Origin of the sequence: Paraburkholderia sp. CI3 (assembly GCF_050436505.1) — a bacterium.
Lineage (GTDB): Bacteria > Pseudomonadota > Gammaproteobacteria > Burkholderiales > Burkholderiaceae > Paraburkholderia > Paraburkholderia tuberum.
Map to the genome: position 1 here is coordinate 252,771 of NZ_JBNDMI010000001.1, position 17,354 is coordinate 270,124.

The following is a 17,354-nucleotide window of genomic DNA, read 5'->3' on the forward strand; positions in this document are numbered from 1 at the left end:
CTGCTCCCGCCATCTCCGGGCCGATAGGGAAACACAGCCGCTATGGCCTCCGGGCTGAAGCGCCTGAAACCTCCCCTCTGATTGCGCTTTACCGTTCCAGCATCGATATCGAATGAAAGCATTGACCATCGACCGTACGCCAGCCAGCTGGACAGTAGTGCTAGACCGGCCGCAAGCGGCAAATGCCCTGTCCGGCGCTCTGATCGAAGAACTGATCGAGGCTGTCGCAGAGGCTGAGGACGCGGGAACACGCGTACTGGCATTCCGCGGCGCGGGGCGCAACTTTAGCGCGGGCTTCGACTTAGGCGACCTTGAAGCGCAGAGCGACGGCGACCTGCTGCAGCGCCTCGTGCGCATCGAGACGCTGCTTCAGTCCATCGCCCACTCGACGTGCCTGACAGTCGCGTTTGGCCACGGGCACAACTTCGGCGCCGGCGTCGATCTCTTCGCGGCGTGCCGCTGGCGCGTGGCGGACGATACAGCGACGTTCCGCATGCCAGGACTCGTCTTCGGTCTGGCCCTTGGCACGCGACGCTTCGCGAGTATCGTCGGCACGGACAACGCGCGCGACATCCTCGAGGGGTTGCGCACTTTCTCCGCGGCGCAAGGCCGGGATCTCGGCTTTGTGCGCAGCGTCGTATCTCAGGACGATTGGGCCTGCGTGCTCGATGAAGCCAAAGCCACAGCGGGGAGCCTGCCGCAGGAGAGTCGCAAGCGGTTATATGAGGCACTCGATGGCGGATCGCGCGACGAGGATATGGCCCGTCTAGTCCGCTCGGCGGCCGTCCCGGGGCTCAAGCAACGCCTACGCTCTTACCTCGCAGCCCAGCAGGAGCAGCGCACGCCGAAAGGGACGCGTTAAAGCACCCCTTGACGTGGCGTCTCAATGATAGGTGTTCAACGTGCGTTTTGACACACGCTGGGCCAGTTGCGGTCGTTCGACGTCAACGCCAAGATCGCTGCCAATCGACTCAGATCCGCAGTTATACAGTTCGTCTTGTATCGAATGGGAGCGCTTGATGTTAAAACCTGTATGACTTGTCGTTGCTGCATTTGCGGTTGTGTTGTCTGGTTTTGCCGTGGCGGCGGAGCAGCCGGCGCCAACCTACCCGCCTGCGGCAGCTGCCGCGACGTTCGAGAATGCGCCGGCGATCGTCGAGGGTGCTTCGGGCAAAAACGTCAAATCGACGATCTAAGTCTTTATGGACCCGAACTGCATCTTCTGTCATTGGGCTTGCCCATCTACTTGATCCGTCTTTCACGACGGCTAAGGAAACGCTGATTAATGGAGCTCGGCGGTCATCGCTCACGTAGCCGAAGACGTTATAGAAGGCAGCTCACAGAACGGACTCACGAGGATGAAGAGGCAGATCGGCTTCGCGGAAGCGGAAATTGCAGGCAAGAAGCGCGTGACGAGGCGCCAACGCTTCCTGGCGGAGATGGAGCAGATTGTGCCGTGGCAGCGTTTGCTGTCTGCAATCGAACCGCATTACCCGAAGGGCACGCGAGGCCGTCCGCCGATTGGCTTGGAGCGAATGCTGCGGATCTATTTCCTGCAACAGTGGTACGGGCTGTCGGACGAAGGGCTGGAAGACGCGCTGTATGACAGCATTGCGCTGCGCGCCTTCGCCGGCATCGATCTGGCAGTCGAGAACGTTCCGGATGCGACCACGCTGCTGAAATTCCGGCGCCTGTTGATCGAGCACGAACTGACACGGAAGCTGTTCGACGAGATCGGTATCTCGCTGTGTGAGCGTGGACTGATGATGAAGGAAGGCACGCTGGTTGATGCGACGATCATCGAAGCGCCACCGTCGACCAGGAACGCCGGGAAGAGCCGTGACCCGGAGATGCATCAAACGAAGAAGGGAAACGAATGGCACTTTGGGATGAAAGCCCACGTTGGCGTGGACGCCGATTCGGGCTTGGTCCACAGTGTGGTTGGCACGGCGGCCAACGTGTCGGATGTGTCGCAAGCCCATTTGCTGCTGCACGGCCATGAAGAGGAAGCGTTCGCCGACGCAGGCTACATTGGTGTAGACAAGCGTGATGAAATGAAAGGCAAGGCAGTAAATTGGCACGTCGCTGCCAAGCGCGGAAAGATCAAGGCGATGCAGGACGGGCCGCTGAAGGACCTGGTGACTGCGCTTGAGCGAACCAAGGCGCAAATCCGTTCGCGCGTTGAGCATCCGTTCCATATCGTCAAGAACCTGTTTCACCATCGCAAAACCCGATACAAGGGCTTGGCCAAGAACACGGCGCAACTGTTCAGCTTGTTCGCTCTGGCGAATCTGGTGACTGCGCGAAATCTGTTGCGATCGGTTCATGGGAGCAATCCGTCATGCGTATGAAAAATGAGAGAAGAGGGGCTCGTTTGCGAGCCAAATTCACCGAAATGAGCGTCGATTCGATTCGTTATCCAGAAAATTTGACGCGTCTTGATCTGCAAGCCGATCCGACAGTTCATTAATCAGCGTTTCCCTAAGGTCAAGCGGAGGACACTCCAGGTATGTCTTCTGCGCTTCTATATTCTAAACGCCTATTACGGGCCATGTTTACGCGACGGAGATTGACTGTATGTATCACAAACAAGCTTCTGCACTCGTGCTTCTGAGTATCGCGCTATGTGTTTTCGGAACCGCGGAGGCCCAACCGGCCTCTACATCCAACCCCCTCGATGTCGTACCTGAAAAGATACCCTTCGATGTTCCGTATGGTGCTCCGATATCGGTTGAGCGCGCCAAAGGCGCGATCGCAGCTGCGGTGGCCGAAGCAGCGCGTCATGACTGGAAAATGAATGTCGCCGTCGTGGACTCCGGGGGCAACCTGGTGGCATTCCAACGTATGGACGGCGCGCAGTTGGCGTCTATTGAGATATCTCAACACAAAGCTCGTGCTTCTGCGACGTTCCGGCGCGAGACCAAATCCTTCGAAAGCGGGATCCAAAGTGATGGTTTCAACTATCTCTTGACCCTCGACGGGGTCATTGCTTCGCGGGGGGGCATCCCACTGATCGAAAAAGGCAAGGTGGTTGGGGCGATTGGTTGCTCCGGAGGTGCATCGTCACAGGACGAATTGACCTGTAAAGCGGGTGCTGCAACGTTAAAGTGATCGTCCGCCTGTTCGACTCCCTCGAAAGCGCACAGTCGAATTTCTTCAACTGGCAAGGCGCGTACGACCGGAATGGGCTTGCATGCGATCAACGCCGAACGCGATGCGTCAATCAAGATTCCTCAGGCCAAGTATCTGAACAACGTCGTCGAGCAGGACCATCGGGGCGCTGTCACATTGCCGAGGTGCCCGCGTAAGATGGCACGATGATGAAATCGAAATCCCTCTATCACGGTCACCGCTTTCCGGCTGCAGTCATCAGTTGCGCGGTGCGCTGGTATTGATATGACTTTGCATGTCAATCACGACATTGGTTTTCAGGTTGTTGCATCGACGCATGAATTTCCTGAGGGCGGCGCAGCAGTAAGTCTCGACGGCCCCCGGCGTCAGAATAGTTGTCGTGTTATCTGATTCTTATAGACATGGTCCGGGGGCGGTAAAATCGGAATGAATGAAGCCCTACTCAGCAGAAAGAAAAGAAGCGCTGGTGCGCCGCATGATGCCGCCCGAAAATGCGCTGGTTTCGGCGCTGGCCAGAGAAACGGGTATTACAGAACAGACGTTGTACACGTGGCGCCGGCAGGCCAAGGGACAAGGAGTTGCAGTGCCGGGCGATGGGAAGAATCCCGAAGGTTGGTCTTCGGAAGACAAGTTTGCGGTAGTGCTGGAAGCCGCGCCGCTCAATGCAGCGGAGCTGGCCGGGTATTGTCGCCGCAAAGGTCTTTATCCGGAACAGGTCGCGGCGTGGCGGGCTGCTTGCCAGGCCGCTTCGACCAGCAGCCTTCGGGCGTAGCTGTTGCCGGTTTTGGTAATGCTGCCCTGCCGGCGTTTGCCTCCCGATGAATGCTCGGATGGCGTTACGCCGAGCCAGGCCATCAGCTGACGCGGGTGTTCGAAGCGGGACAGGTCGCCCACTTCTGAAACTATCCCGACGGCGGTAACGAACTGGACGCCCCGCATGGCCTGCAGGGCCAGCACTACCGGATAGAAGCGCCAGGAGATCACCGCTTCGCGCAGGGCTGTTTCGAGACGGGCGCACTGCGCAAGCCGGTCCTCGATCGTGCGTCGGTGTTCGTCAAAGGCAAGATGCTGCCAGGCACTGGGAAACGAACAGCGGCCCAGCCAGCGACGGTGCGCCTCGCCCCAGTTTGCGCCGCCGGTATAGCGAACGCCATGCGCGAGCAGGAACGATTTCAGTCGATGCCGTGCATGCCGCAGATCCTCGCGGGCAGCCGCCCACGCGCGGGCGAGATCCCGGAATGCCTCGTCTTCAATGCCGGGCACGTACACGGCCGACAGGTCGTCGGCGCGCAGCGAGCGCGCCAGCTTGATGGCATCACGCCGGTCGGTCTTTACGCGCTCGCCCGGCTTACGCGGGATCAGTGAAGGTGCGCAGACCATGCAGTCGAGGCCCTTCTGGACGAGCTGACGGTACAGCCCGTAACCACATGGACCTGCCTCGTACACGACGCGTACGTGCGGCGCCTTGGACTGCAGGCGCGTGCACAGGCGATCGATGTCGGCCCCGGTCGTACCGGTCTTGCCCAGCATTTCGACCTCGCCCGCGTCGATCGCGTAGGCGACCGTGACCGACTCCTTGTGAAGATCCAGTCCAACGTATACCGTGCTATCGTTTCGCATGCTGGCCTCCGTGGAGGAAATCGCCGGGGCGCGGCCCAGTCCACGCCCGTGCGGCTCTGACAGCAATGCTAACCCGCGTTCAGTTTCCCCACGACGGGGCCAGCCCCTGCCTCGCGCAAAGTCATACTGCCTTCCGCTTTCAACTGAGCCTGCGCGATATTCAGGAGTTGTTGTTCGAACGCGGCGTGGTGGTGAGCCATGAAACCGTGCGACGCTGGTGCGATAAGTTTGGCGCTCGCTTCGCGCATCGCGTCAAGGCCGCGCGTCGCAAGCCCGGCAGCACCTGGCATCTCGATGAGATGTTCATGACGCTGCGCGGTGAGCCTCATCTGCTGTGGCGAGCGGTTGACGAGCATGGTGCCGAACTCGACATTCTGTTGCAGAAACGGCGGGACAAAACCGCTGCGAAACGCGTCTTCAAGCACGTGCTTCGGTCATGCCCTGTGCCGCGCAAGATCGTCACAGATCAATTACGAAGCTATCCGGCCGCGAAGGCCGAGATCCCCGAGCTGGCCGGCGTCAAACACGTGTTCGTCAAGGCTGCTGCGCGGGTGAATAACCGGGCTGAGAATAGTCATCAACCTACCCGTGAATGCGATCGACGCATGCGCGAGTTCCGCGACCCGAAGCGAACGCATGCTTTTCTGTCGAGCTTCGGTCTGATTCGGCAGCACTTTGCTCTCAAACGACATCTGCTGCGCGCCTCTCTTTATCGCAAACAACTCGCCGCCCGATTCGCTGCGTGGCATGCGTTCACCGAGCTCAGCCAAAATCCGTCGACCGCTTTCTGAGCAATCTACCTCTTTGGCACTGCGCCGTCTCACCACCGCCAAGTTGACAGCGCCCCTGAGGCGATTCGCGGCGGCATCCGGCGTTACTGCCGACGCTCGACTATCGTGCGGATCCTGCGCGCGTAGTCATCACGCTCGGAGGGTGTCTCCGAGTGATATGAGCCGACCGCTTCCCACGTGTTTCCGTATTTGAGCATCTTTTGCCGCAAATGCCACGCGGCGATATACACGCTTGCGCAAGGGTCCATTAGCTGCGTCGACGAGATTCCGTATTGCGCCAGCCGATGCAGGTGAATGGAATTGATCTGCATCATTCCGTAGTCGATCGATCCGTTGGCATTCCGGTGGGTCGCGTCAGGATGGAAGTGCGACTCCTGCCATGCGATCGCGCGCAGGATTTGCGGATTGACATGCTGATAGGCCGCGGCATCCGCGAAACATTCAGCGTGCGTAGTGCCTGCCGCGCCCATGCATGCGAGCGCGACGACGATGCATAGGCGCTTCATTGCTCTTGCATGATCGGAGTGGAGAGTCGTTACAGGATAGCGTGAAGCGGAGGGTGTTTCACGCAAGGAAGCGAAGCGTAGAAGAGTGGGGCGAACCGTTTTTTATCAAATATCAACAATGCTCAACAATGCCCGGTCATTCGCGCCATAAGCGCGCCGGGTGCAATAAGCTTCGTTTTCGTACATGATCGCATGAGCGGACACTGCTGCACCCCTGCGTTTTTTCTCACCCGTCTTGTTCGAGTGTATGTTATGCGCCATAACCTGTCTTCCACGTTTCAATTTGTTCTATCTCGGTCGCGCTTCTAGGCGCAAGCTGTCATGACGCGTTGGCTGCCACGATGGGGGATATGCCGGCAATGCCATCCATGCGCGCCATGCCGCGCACCGACTCAGTGGTCAATTCCGACTGGAAAATCGCGGTGGGGGCAACGGCTCTGTTGCAGCCGCGTTATCCGGGCGCCGATACGCGCCGTGTGCAGAGCCGTGGCCGGCGTTCGATATCGAGTACAGGAATCGCTTTTTTATCAAGGATGACGAACCGTTGGGCGTGTACGTCGTCAACGATTCTCATTGGAGTGCAGGCCTTGCTCTGCAGTATGACTTGAACGAACGCCCGCAACGGGACGATGCGCGACTGAAGGGCATGGGCGACGCGTGGATGACACCGCGCGCGAAGCTGTTTGCACAGTACACGCTGTCGGCATTTTCGGTGGCCGCGTTTGCGGCATAGGACATCGGAGACAGCACGAGGGTCTGGTCGGCAACCTGAACGCGACCGGCACGTTGCCGATCGGCGATCGCCTATATGTCAGCGCCGGCCCAGGCGTCGACTGGATGAGCGTGCAATATGCGCGAACATTTTTCGAAGTCCCAACTCCATGCAGAGCGAAGCTTCGGGCCTGCCGCAATACTCGGCTCACGCCGCTTGAGCAGCGCTTTGTTGCCGGGAGCGCAGTGGGATCAGCGGCGTATTGCGCATTCTGGCTCTGGCACGGGGAACAACTTCAAAGCACGCGTATCGTCTGCGGCCGCAGCAACTCGATGCGGCGACGCCTGTCGATCCGGCCGCGATGCACTGTCTGCGTCCGGTCTCGGAGTCGGCACCTGGTTATAGCGCGCGATGGAAATCGGCCACGGTGTAGAGGAGGCACGTGTCTTCCGCTTTTCAGCTCGCCCGGCTTTCCGTGCGGCCTGGCTGCGTTGTAACGGTCAACTGGTTGCTAGTTTCGAAGCTCATTTCGTACAGAGGGGTCGAACAAACCAACCCGATGCGCAAATCGATGTCGGGTACGGCATGCTGTAGATGCGACGATATGTTTCGGTATGCGAAGATGAAGGTATCAGGAGGTCGAGCACGATCGCGACGCTGGTCAAAGCGCCGACGATGTTACGCAAGGCCTGGGCGTGAGATCAGTTTCGGCAGTAGTGCCGCAGATTGATCATCGTATAGGCGAGCGTCTTTAACGCGTAGTGCACGTCACTGATGCGTTCGAAGCGCAGCAGCAGACGGCGGAACCTGTCTTCCCAGGCAAAGACGCGTTCGATGGTCCTGAAGCGCTCCTCGAAGATCGCCGGATCAAAGCGCTGCTTGCGACCGCGCTTCGGCGCTTGGCGCCCACGCGGGTTCTCCGGGATGTTCGGGGTCATGCCGCGATTGAAGATCGCCTTGCGGTTGACCCGGCAATCGTAGACGCCATCCAGACTGACGGTTGAACCCTGCAGGTCCGCGTCAATGGCGCGGGCCATGCCGGTGAGTCCGGGCAGCGCGTCGCGCAGCAGAGGCGATTCGTTGCGGTTGCCCGGCGCCGTCACGAACGGCGCGATGATGTTGCAGTCGCGATCGCAGAAGGCGACGACCTTGCAGCCCTTGAGATGCTTGTGCCCGCTGTAGCCCAGGTTGTCGCCGCCTTTCTTGGCCGCAGTCGTCGTGCCGTCGCCGTGGAGGACTGAAAGGTCGAGAAGCTGGTCCTGATGAAGCTGATGTACCGTGCCCGAAAAGATCCGATCGATGCTGCCATCGGCCTGCCAGCGCCGCATCCTCCGGTAGATCCGCGTGGGGTGGATTTCGGGGCGGCCTTTGTCATTGCTTTCGATCGGCAGCATCATCCACTGACACCCCATGTAGAGCGCCTTCAGGATGTCGTTGAAGATTTTGTGCAACGACAGCGTCGGTGGCGGTCCGCGTCGGCCACGACTCAGGTTGGGCAAGACAAATTGCTCAAACTGCGCCTCGCTCAATTTCGTCGGAATCGCTTGCCAGCATGGGTTACCCGTCACTCGCTGAGTCCAGAAATATGGACTCTAACCGATCTGCCTTCGCCGATTACCAATCCAGTACCGGCGCGGCTCACAGACAAATTCGATGACCGAGAAAAACTAGCAACCAGTTGAAAGACATCTGGCTTTCTCGTACGTGGAACAGATGGCAGCGTCCGGCGCGAGACCACTCGCCGGGGCGCTTACACTCTTGCATGCGGGCCTCGCACAAGCAGCCCGCACTCGCTCAACGGGCGAAATGATGCCCTGCCGCAATAGCGGTCTGCGTGTTAAAGATCAGGAAATTTGCGACCGCCAGAGCGACGAAAACAAAGGTCTTTTTCATAAATGACTCCATTAGATTAAGAGACCGGCGTGGGGGATAAGGCCGGCTCAGACGTATTAAACCCGGATCGACATGGAGGTGACCAGTCAAAGCTTGTAACCCGGACAGGACGTTTGTAACCCTTGTCGTTGTGTCGTAAATGACTGTGAAAGCTTCGTTTTCTTGCATCAGGATGCGCGCCTGTGCGTTGCGATGAACGTGGCTGCGTAGTCTCTGATCCTGTTTAGGATGAGGTAGTGGATAAGCCATGAATCCAGATTGGCCTGTGGCGTATGTCGGCCGTCGGCCGACCATTCGCACACTGAAGCATGGCGTACAAACTTCATAACGAGTCGACGCTTCGCCTGCGACGTCATGATCTCGCTCTCAGGACAGCAGCATCGCGCGGGTGATCTATTATCCGTATCGTCTGCAACATTGGATGATCCTTTTTTCATGTACCCGATACCCAACCGAATGATCTGCAATGCGCCTGATGACTACACCGCCACTGGCCACCCACAGCCATCGCAAACAAATGGCCCGACTATCAGGGGGTTTTTTCAAGCTATCAACGATCAACTGGCCCAAATGGAGCAGTTGACACAACAGGTCATCCAACAGTTCGACAGGAATGTGAATAGTGGCGGCTATACGCCTCGCGCCTCCTCCAACGCCCATACCAACGGGTCGGAAATGTCGCCCAATACGGGTTCGGCAGTTCCGCTTAGCACGGCACCGCAAACAGCGGCGCTGACGTCAGAACAGAGCAAGCAGACCGCGCACGCTTACGTATCCAATCTCATGCACGACTTCCACCTGACCAAAGACCAGGCCTCCGGCATCGTAGCCAACCTGTGGCACGAGAGCGGCGGCATGAACTCGGGTATCAATCAGGGTGGAGCGATTGGCGAGCCGAGCGCGAACAATGCCGACAACGATGCGAACGGCTATGGCATTGCGCAATGGGGCGGTGCTCGCAAGCAACGCGAGGAGGACTACGCAAGAACAACTGGCCTCGACCCATCGAGCCAGGCAGCCAACTACGGGTACCTCAAGCAGGAGTTGCAGACGACGCAATCGGGTGCGATCGAAGCCGTCAAAAGCACCAATAGCGCGCAAGCTGCAACTCAGGCGTTCTGCAATGTTTTCGAGAAGCCGCAAGACCCGGAAATGAACTCACGGCTCAACGATCTGCAACAAATCCTGAATGCCTGATCGACAGCGCAAAGCACAGCATGCCCCCACCGGGTGACGTACTCAGGCAGGGCCCCTCCAGCCGCTTCGGCTCGGCGCGCGTCGCGACTGCACGGGGCGCCGGCTAGCCCAGCGCGCACGGCTCATGGCGGGTCGGGCAGCAAGCCCCCTCCGACGACCCCGAAGGTTGTTGACTGCGGATGATTTTCGCTTTTCCATCCACAGCTTCGCGGCTTCAGGTGACCAAAAGAGCCTTCCCTGCGATGATTCGTCTAACAAACAGGGGGAAAGCCCAGAGCGAACCATCCGGGATGCGGCAACCCGGACTACATGTTCTTCGCCTGTGCGAGACACACGCGCCTGGAGACTGGCACGCTACCGGCAACGATCGCTGTCGAATCCCGCAGCCAGTCGTCGGAGAGCGCCCTCTGCGTGACATCCCTCGTCGATCCGCGATTCTTCCATGGCGTCCTTACGGACCTGCATTGCCTGGGATGACGATCGATCGGATCACAAGCTGCAGACTATTTGTCGGTATGGCGAACAACGCCACGCTATACGTTAACGTGTAAAAATCGACTCCCGATCATATCGGTGGCCCGGTCGATACCGGCGATCAACTGCCGCCATGAACGACGGCGCCAATCCTGCCCGGCGACTCCGCCATCTGGTTTTCGGTCTACGGGTTCGGTTGGGGCTACTGCACATTCGCGATCACGTTGCACGTGATGTGCGAACAGTTCAGCGCCGCCAACACGACCGTCAAGCAGTTATTGCTCGCCTTCGATCTCGGGAAAAGCCGCCTTTTGCGGGCGGTGGACCACAAAACCCTGCCTGGAAACGGCGCGCGTAACGCTCTCGGCCGCGGACCTGGAACCGCCAGCACAATAGGCTTCGCATTTACCGCCGGCGGATGACCCAAAATATGGCCCCTGCAAATGCTTCATCAATAGCCAAGGTCCTCAAGACAAGAGCAAGCCATAGCGTGCAACGTGACTCGCGCCGTGATACAGCGACCTCGTAGCCTACGCGCCTGTCACGGGAGAAGCGGATGCGAAATGGGAACCGATTGCCTTGTCGAGTTCCTCGACCAACGAGAGTGCCTTCTCGAACCTCTCCATGATTAGGCGGATTGGATTATCGTCGCGGCGGAGTTTGGGATCATCCGAAAAGGCGCTCGCGTCGCCTACCGGGACTCTGTCATTTTGTGCGCGCCGGTAAACGCGGCGTTGGGTATTGTCACGTTGCTGGCATGTTGCCGGAAATGCAGCGACAATTCGGGGGATGAAACGAACTGATCGCCAACACAACGCGCCTGCCAACGACGCTATCTCCTACGCTGGCTACCGGTTCCCGCCCGACGTGATCAACTACGCGGTGTGGTTGTATTACCGTTTTCCGCTGAGCCTGCGCATGGTCGAGGAGATGCTGGCCCCGCGCGGCGTCGATCTGACCTACGAAACGGTGCGACGTTGGTCGGTGAAGTTCGGCCTAGGTAATCGCCCGGCGTATCCGCTCTACCGCGCTGGCCCGGGGTGACAAGTGGCACCTCGACGAGGTGGTGGTCACCATCAACGGAAAGAAGCACTGGATGTGGCGCGCGGTGGACCAGTACGGTGCGGTGCTCGACGTACTGGTGCAAGGCCCGGCGCGATAGGCATGCGGCCAGGCGCCTGATGCGTAAGCTACTCAAACAACACGGGCGCCCGCCGCGTGCGCTGGTTACCGACAAGTTCAAGAGCTACGCGGCGGCAAACAAGGACTTGGGGCTGAACGTGGAACACCGGCAGCACAAAGGACGTCACCCTCGGCCACGCGTTGGCGGAAGCGTGTTTGTTGGGCTGTCCCTCTTGAGAAGGCACGGGGGACTAACCCAGATACAGGAGGAAAGGCCCGAGCCATGTTTAGCTACCAAAGTACGGCGTACAGAAGCCCATGGGACCGACGCAAGCAGGCTGCGTGCCGCCCGCGTTGCCGGCGACGCCTGTGCCCATTGCACTCGTGCCCGACATGCTTGAGCCCGTGCCGCTCTCGTGTCGCTGCTGCAGTTGGGCCGCCTGTTGCGCAAAAATCGGCGACACCTCGGGATACGAAGCGTCGGTGACCAGGCGCGAGCCGTTGTTTTCGGCCTCAATCAATTCCTGGCGGACTTCCGCGCGGGTCTTCTCCTGCGCCGATGCGTTTGTCACAACGCCAGCCGAAGCCAGCACGATCAGCGAAACACCCATTGCAAATTTCATCTTCATATCGCACTCCTAAAGTTAAACGATTCCTTCCACCCACACGACAGCAAACAACTGCATCCTGCCTTTATTCCGCACCCAGCAACCTTTTTTGATCCGCTTGCTAGCGAGACGAGGTGTGCGTGGCGTCCACCTCCCTGCTCTCCGGCTTCCCGTTGGTCGGGCGCCTCACCGACGGCGAGCATGATGAGCTGCTTGTGAATGGGTATACACAACCAACCCGAATCTTATTCCCGGGGAAATTGCTATTCTTTTTTCCGAAAAGGGGCGTTGACCAACGCCAGGCATCCTTTCAATATGGCGACCGGCGACTCGCGCGGCTCACGAGCCTTCGTTCGTCGTAGTGACGCCGTTTTATGAACTCGATCCACAGCGTGGAACAATACTCAGGGGTTGCGGCAGCGTTAGCACCCTACGCAACAGCAGCCTGCTCTCGCGAAGCGTTCGATATGCCGCCAATGTCTGCCGCCTTGCGTATTCCGAGGCATGCTAGTCCAGATCGAACAAAGGAATATGCGAATCCATCCAGTCATAGTGACTGTTGACCTGAGCCCATGCCCAATTTGGGGGCGGCGACGCCGGCGCGTTCTCGCAACGCTCTCGTCGCGCTGGGTTATTGCCCGTACCAGGGCGGAGTTTTGCAGTATTGGTGTCTTCTGTTGCACGCATCCTGTTTGTCCTGGCCATCATCATCTCCATCGGAGCATCGGATGCCTGAACTTTAGGCGCGCGGTCGGTATCCTACAAATACATGTTTAGCATCTATTCAATGCCTATTTGATATAGGACGAAAATAGGGATCATTTTCGGCCGCTTTGGTTCTGTCGCGTTAAGGAATGCCGGTAGAATCGGGGATGAAAAATTTGCTCGAAGTGCCGGTGAAGAGGGAACACATTTCGCGGAAGGCGGTGCCGCCTGGCGTGGCGAAAGTTCTGAAGCGGCTGCATTTCCCGGTGGACTTGATTTTGTTGTGCGTACGGTGGTACGTGGCCTATTCGCTGAGCCTTCGCAATCTCGAAGAGATGATGGAGGAACACGGCATCGAGGTTGATCATTCGACGGTGCACCGCTGGGTCATCAAGCTGGTGCCGCTGTTCGAGAAGGCGTTCCGCAAGCACAAGCGCCCGGTGGGAAAAAGCTGGCGCATGGACGAAAGTGTGTCACGAACACAAGCGAAAGCTAGTGGTGCTGTACCGAAGATGGGAGTAGGCCTCCCGAAGCCGGCTTGCAGGAGCAGGCTTCAAACCGCCCGGTGCTGCTGCGTTCAAAAGGCGTGGTGGTGAGCGACCGTGGAAAAGTCATCCATACGGATGGCAGGTATGTGTTGAGAAGATGAGCGAAAGCAAACCGTTCGATGATGCGTCGTTAATTCGTTAAGGTGCTGTCAAAACTGGGGTCATTTCGTCGCTCCAGGATCAGTCAGGATCGCGCACGACCAGGGTCCAAACACCACGTCCTCGTAGACGCGAACGGCGTTCCTATCAGCGTGATCGTGACCGGCGCGAACCGCAACGATGTCACGCAACTGCTGCCGCTGGTCGACGCTATCCCGCCGATTCGCGGCACTCGCGGCCGACCGCTTCGCAAGCCCAAGGTCATCTACGCCGACCGTGGCTACGACTCCGACCCGCATCGCCGCAGACTTCGCGAGCGCGGCATCAGACCGGTCATCGCCAGGCGCCGCACCGAACACGGCAGCGGCCTCGGCAAGTTCCGTTGGGTCGTCGAACGGACTCATTCGTGGCTCCATGGTTTCCGTCGTCTTCGCATTCGGTTCGAACGCCGATCTGACATTCACGAAGCATTCCTCAAACTGGCCTGCTCACTCGTCTGCTGGAAGGCGTTGGTGCACTTCGGCGTTGAGGAGGTCGGATGGTAGGATGGGCGCCCCTTCGCTGTCCGCTTCTTTTGCCGATGCCGCACAAGCACAACGCCGATCGCCGTCACCACATTCCGAAGATGTCGCTCAAAGTTCAGAACTGGGCGGAGTATGAGGCGGGGCTGCGCCGGCGCGGCAGCCTGACCTTGTGGATCGAAGACGAGGCGCTGGCGAGTTGGCAACGCTGCGGGCCGAACGGGCAGTGCCGCTATTCGGCTGCGGCGATCCAGACCTGCCTGATGCTGCGCATCGCGTTCAAACTGGCGTTGCGGCAGACCGAAGGCCTGATGGATTCGGTCATCACGTTGATGGGCGCGAACCTCTCGGCGCCGGATCACACCACGGTCAGTCGCCGCGCCGTGAACTTGCCGCCGCTGCCGGCCGAACTGCTGTCGGGCGCGCTGCATGTGCTGATCGACAGCACCGGGCTGGAAGTGTTTGGCGCGGGCCAATGGCTGGTGGAGAAACATGGGGTGAAGTCGCGCCGGACCTGGCGCAAGCTGCATCTGGCGGTCGATGCCAACAGCGGCATGATCGTCGCGCACACGCTGACAGACCAGCATGCAGACGACCCGTCGCAGGTGGCGCCGCTGCTCGATCAGATTGACGGCGAGATCGCCCGGGTGATGGCCGACGGCGCGTACGACGGTGCCCCCACGTACCAGACGATCGCGCAGCGCAGCGACGGCATCGAGGTCGTGATTCCGCCGCGCTCGACGGCGGTGGCCAGTTGCGAACTGGGTCCGCCCACCCAGCGCGATCGTCATCGGGCGGCGATCAGCGAGCATGGACGACTGCGCTGGCAGAGCGCCACCGGGTACGGTCAGCGCGCCCTGGTCGAGACAGCGATGGGCCGGTACAAGGCATTGATCGGGCCGCGCCTGCGCGCCCGTGGCTTTGCGGCCCAGCAGACCGAGGCCGCCATGGGTGTGGCGGTGCTCAACCGCATGCTGGCCGCCGGACGCCCGAAATCCGTCCGCCGTGAGCGGCCCGCCGCATAGCGGTCCCAGGGTAGGGGTCATCCCGTCCTCTAACCGTCAAGTGCACCAACGCCCTGGCAATCCGTAACCTGGCGCGAAGGCAGCAACGCAGCACTTTCCTCGCGCTTTGCCGCCGTGCGGGTTCGTCCCGCACATCGCGACTATTGGCGAAGTACCGTTCGCGACGAAGAATGGCTGCTCATTGAATGGCCTGACGGCGATACGGAGCCGCTCAAATACTTTCTCACTACCGCGCCCGAGGCGGCGACACTTGAGCAGCTTGTTTTCGTGACCAAAATGCGCTGGCGCATCGAGCGCGACTATCAGGACCTGAAACAGGAGTTCGGGCTCGGTCATTATGAAGGGCGAGGCTGGCGTGGCTTTCACCACCACGCCACACTGAGTATCGCTGCGTATGGGTTTCTGATGGCTCAGCGACTCCGGATGCAATCAGATGGACGCGATAAAAAAAACTTCCTTGAACGCGCGCTGCCTACCCTTCCCCCGGATTACATCCCCCGGGGCAGGGCAGCGCGCTCAACGCCACGTTCCTGATTCCATTACTACGTTGCGCATCCTGCTTGGACTAAGGCTCATGCAACGATGGCTCTCTTCCTGTACGGCAATAGAGCGCGCAACTAATTATGTGACACAGTAAGACTTCTATGGGGCATTAAAAGTCAAGCCCTTTCGCGATCCATCTTTGCGTCAGTTATCTCCCATTCGAGAGCGTGACAGGTTATCCACGGCCGGCCGGCGGGTCGCCTGTTATGACCACGACGCTGGCCGGCGGTGGATAACCTGTCCGCTGAGATGTTTTGCAATCCTCCATATCAAGCGAGAACAGCAGTGAGGTCGGGGTGCCTGAAGTCCGGACAGTTGACCGGACCAACTTCTATCCGTGCCGGCCACCAGACCGGTCACCACATACCGCATGCGCAAGGCGCAGGAACCACCCCATTACGGACGCGCCCCATCTAGAACTACGGTTACCTCCCAAGGTAACCCTCTTACTGTCCGGGCGCGCCAAACCTTCAAACACTGTTGCCGCTCGACGTTGGCTGTTCAGGTCGCCGTCACCTTCTTCGCAGGTGGCTTGAGGGTTACCCCGAGGGGAATCTCGCCGAATTCCAGATAGCGCCATAGCGCGACCGCCAGACGTCTGGCAAGTGCCACAATGCCGATGCGTCGCATACGCTTGCCACCGCCTGCAAAGCGCTCGTTGAACCAGTCGCTTAGCTGGCTGCTGCGCTGGAAGCGCAACCAGCTCCACGCCAGTTCCACCATCAGCCATCGGGCTCGCTTGTTGCCGATCTTGCTGATGCCCTGCTCAACTTCACTGGTACCGCTGGCATAGGGCGTCGGGGCCAGGCCCAGGCAGCCGGCCACTTCACGGCGGTTGTGAAACTGTCGCCAGCCGAACAGTTCCCTGACCAGGACCCAGGCACTGCCCGTTCCGATACCCGCGAGGTGCGCGAGCCGCGCAATCGCGGGTTGCGCACCGCTGCGCACCTCATGCTGCTGCTGTGACTCGAGCGTCCTGATCTGCCTGGCAGCGAGCGACAGCCGTTCGAATTCGCGTTCGATCTCGGCGCGCAGGGCTGGCAACAGCTGCGTGGTGTGCTGCGCCCACCAGTGCGCCCACGCGCGGCCACCGATTCGCTCGGGCCGCAGGTTGTGGAGTACCAGCAGCGAGCGGATGCGGTTGCTATGGGCAGTGCGCTCCTGGCGCAGGCGATCGAGTTCACGGTGTACCCGCCGCTCATCTTCCTGTTCGGGAGTCGGGATGCGCGCGACCGCCCACACCCGGTGTTCACCGGCGTAGTAACGCATTAGCATCGACAGCAGCTTGTCGCTGTCAAGCCGGTCAGTCTTGGCGCGACGTCTGCGCCGGTTCACTTCGATACTGGCTGAATCCACCACCAGGTTCGTGATCTGATGTGCTTCCAGGCAGCGATGCAGCCAGAAGCCGTCACGTCCGGCTTCATAACAGCTGCGCACCGGAGCATCGGTGGCCAGATGACAGCGCGCCTTGGCCTTTGAAATCGGCGTGAAGACTGCGGCCGTATCGCCGGCGGCCACCGTGCAGCGGCTCGGCGCGCGCACCCCATCGCCCAGCGAGAGTTTCCAGCTCCTGTCACCCAGTTCGAAGGCGACATACAGCGAACCGGTGATGGTTGTATCCTGCCCGTGAAGGGCCGTGCGAGGCGCATTCATTTGCGTACTCCTCTTGGAAAACAGGGTTTGTGGCTCCCGTTTTACACCTGAGGCTTCATTCGTGCTGCCCGCATAGTATCTAGGGCCGTTCTGTCACGGAAAAAACAGTCTGTTACACCCGACCGATAAACGCTTGGCTATGATCTCTCCGTTAAGAGAAGAGTTCGCGCTAACCATTCGAAAGGTGTCTGCTATGCTCCGGGCG

11 protein-coding genes and 8 pseudogenes are annotated in these 17,354 nt (G+C 59.6%); 14 read left to right on the plus strand and 5 right to left on the minus strand.

Annotation, left to right across the window (positions count from 1 at the left end; all coding sequences use genetic code 11):
• Positions 1–112 precede the first annotated feature (112 nt).
• From OKW29_RS01155 to OKW29_RS01180, 6 genes and pseudogenes are all read left to right on the plus strand, one after another.
• Positions 113–862 (plus strand): enoyl-CoA hydratase/isomerase family protein, encoded by a 750-nt coding sequence (locus tag OKW29_RS01155; protein WP_429289652.1) that lies wholly within the window; start codon positions 113–115, stop codon positions 860–862.
• 496 nt (positions 863–1,358) lie between these two features.
• The gene (locus OKW29_RS01160; RefSeq protein ID WP_429289653.1) at positions 1,359–2,351 is read left to right on the plus strand and encodes an IS5 family transposase; all 993 of its coding nucleotides are present in this window, start codon (positions 1,359–1,361) and stop codon (positions 2,349–2,351) included.
• A gap of 226 nt (positions 2,352–2,577) precedes the next feature.
• A complete protein-coding gene (locus OKW29_RS01165) occupies positions 2,578–3,111 on the plus strand; it encodes a GlcG/HbpS family heme-binding protein (RefSeq protein ID WP_429289654.1) in 534 nt (177 codons plus the stop codon).
• A 78-nt stretch (positions 3,112–3,189) separates the two neighbouring features.
• Positions 3,190–3,276, plus strand: a pseudogene (locus OKW29_RS01170) (IS6 family transposase); the annotation flags it as partial.
• 41 nt (positions 3,277–3,317) lie between these two features.
• A pseudogene (locus OKW29_RS01175) lies at positions 3,318–3,392 on the plus strand (IS6 family transposase); the annotation flags it as partial.
• A 170-nt stretch (positions 3,393–3,562) separates the two neighbouring features.
• Positions 3,563–3,892, plus strand: a pseudogene (locus OKW29_RS01180) (transposase); the annotation flags it as partial.
• Here OKW29_RS01180 and OKW29_RS01185 read toward each other — a convergent pair.
• Positions 3,841–4,752 (minus strand): annotated as a pseudogene (locus OKW29_RS01185) (IS110 family transposase); the annotation flags it as partial. The pseudogenes OKW29_RS01180 and OKW29_RS01185 overlap by 52 nt on opposite strands.
• Positions 4,753–4,817: 65 nt before the next feature.
• On the opposite strand from OKW29_RS01185, the gene OKW29_RS01190 reads away from it, so the two are divergent.
• Positions 4,818–5,543 (plus strand): IS6 family transposase, encoded by a 726-nt coding sequence (locus OKW29_RS01190; protein WP_429289655.1) that lies wholly within the window; start codon positions 4,818–4,820, stop codon positions 5,541–5,543.
• Positions 5,544–5,626: 83 nt separating this feature from the next.
• Here the strand turns inward: OKW29_RS01190 and OKW29_RS01195 are convergent, their stop codons facing one another.
• Positions 5,627–6,049 (minus strand): lytic transglycosylase domain-containing protein, encoded by a 423-nt coding sequence (locus tag OKW29_RS01195; RefSeq protein ID WP_429289656.1) that lies wholly within the window; start codon positions 6,047–6,049, stop codon positions 5,627–5,629.
• 409 nt (positions 6,050–6,458) lie between these two features.
• Between OKW29_RS01195 and OKW29_RS01200 the strand changes: the two genes are divergently transcribed.
• Entirely contained in the window at positions 6,459–6,782 is a 324-nt protein-coding gene (locus OKW29_RS01200; protein WP_429289901.1) for a MipA/OmpV family protein, read from the plus strand.
• Positions 6,783–7,462: 680 nt separating this feature from the next.
• Here the strand turns inward: OKW29_RS01200 and OKW29_RS01205 are convergent.
• Positions 7,463–8,290, minus strand: a complete 828-nt coding sequence (locus OKW29_RS01205) for a transposase (protein WP_429289657.1) — start codon at positions 8,288–8,290, stop codon at positions 7,463–7,465.
• Between the two features lie 718 nt (positions 8,291–9,008).
• On the opposite strand from OKW29_RS01205, the gene OKW29_RS01210 reads away from it, so the two are divergent.
• Both OKW29_RS01210 and OKW29_RS01215 read left to right on the plus strand, forming a co-directional pair.
• Complete coding sequence (locus OKW29_RS01210; protein ID WP_429289658.1) at positions 9,009–9,851, plus strand: phage tail tip lysozyme; 843 nt, start codon at positions 9,009–9,011, stop codon at positions 9,849–9,851.
• Positions 9,852–11,114: 1,263 nt separating this feature from the next.
• Positions 11,115–11,641: pseudogene (locus tag OKW29_RS01215) on the plus strand (IS6 family transposase); the annotation flags it as partial.
• A gap of 93 nt (positions 11,642–11,734) precedes the next feature.
• Here OKW29_RS01215 and OKW29_RS01220 read toward each other — a convergent pair.
• Positions 11,735–12,076, minus strand: coding sequence for a DUF4148 domain-containing protein (locus OKW29_RS01220; protein ID WP_429289659.1), 342 nt, complete (start codon positions 12,074–12,076; stop codon positions 11,735–11,737).
• An 851-nt stretch (positions 12,077–12,927) separates the two neighbouring features.
• On the opposite strand from OKW29_RS01220, the pseudogene OKW29_RS01225 reads away from it, so the two are divergent.
• From OKW29_RS01225 to OKW29_RS01240, 4 genes and pseudogenes are all read left to right on the plus strand, one after another.
• A pseudogene (locus OKW29_RS01225) lies at positions 12,928–13,230 on the plus strand (IS6 family transposase); the annotation flags it as partial.
• Positions 13,231–13,496: 266 nt separating this feature from the next.
• A pseudogene (locus tag OKW29_RS01230) lies at positions 13,497–13,952 on the plus strand (IS5 family transposase); the annotation flags it as partial.
• 35 nt (positions 13,953–13,987) lie between these two features.
• Positions 13,988–14,953 carry an IS5 family transposase gene (locus OKW29_RS01235; protein ID WP_429289660.1) on the plus strand — a complete coding sequence of 322 codons (966 nt, stop codon included), beginning with the start codon at positions 13,988–13,990 and terminating at the stop codon, positions 14,951–14,953.
• Between the two features lie 45 nt (positions 14,954–14,998).
• Positions 14,999–15,487, plus strand: a pseudogene (locus OKW29_RS01240) (transposase); the annotation flags it as partial.
• Between the two features lie 510 nt (positions 15,488–15,997).
• On the opposite strand, the gene OKW29_RS01245 reads toward OKW29_RS01240, so the two are convergent.
• On the minus strand, positions 15,998–17,149 hold the full coding sequence (locus OKW29_RS01245; RefSeq protein ID WP_429289661.1) for an IS110 family transposase: 1,152 nt from the start codon (positions 17,147–17,149) through the stop codon (positions 15,998–16,000).
• Positions 17,150–17,354 lie beyond the last annotated feature (205 nt).

Coding starts and splice junctions, on each gene's coding strand:
- OKW29_RS01155 (WP_429289652.1), top strand. CDS start 113: ATGAAAGCATTGACCATCGACCGTACGCCAGCCAGCTGGACAGTAGTG.
- OKW29_RS01235 (WP_429289660.1), top strand. CDS start 13,988: ATGCCGCACAAGCACAACGCCGATCGCCGTCACCACATTCCGAAGATG.
- OKW29_RS01220 (WP_429289659.1), bottom strand. CDS start 12,076: ATGAAGATGAAATTTGCAATGGGTGTTTCGCTGATCGTGCTGGCTTCG.
- OKW29_RS01210 (WP_429289658.1), top strand. CDS start 9,009: ATGATCTCGCTCTCAGGACAGCAGCATCGCGCGGGTGATCTATTATCC.
- OKW29_RS01160 (WP_429289653.1), top strand. CDS start 1,359: ATGAAGAGGCAGATCGGCTTCGCGGAAGCGGAAATTGCAGGCAAGAAG.
- OKW29_RS01245 (WP_429289661.1), bottom strand. CDS start 17,149: ATGAATGCGCCTCGCACGGCCCTTCACGGGCAGGATACAACCATCACC.
- OKW29_RS01190 (WP_429289655.1), top strand. CDS start 4,818: ATGCTAACCCGCGTTCAGTTTCCCCACGACGGGGCCAGCCCCTGCCTC.
- OKW29_RS01165 (WP_429289654.1), top strand. CDS start 2,578: ATGTATCACAAACAAGCTTCTGCACTCGTGCTTCTGAGTATCGCGCTA.
- OKW29_RS01195 (WP_429289656.1), bottom strand. CDS start 6,049: ATGAAGCGCCTATGCATCGTCGTCGCGCTCGCATGCATGGGCGCGGCA.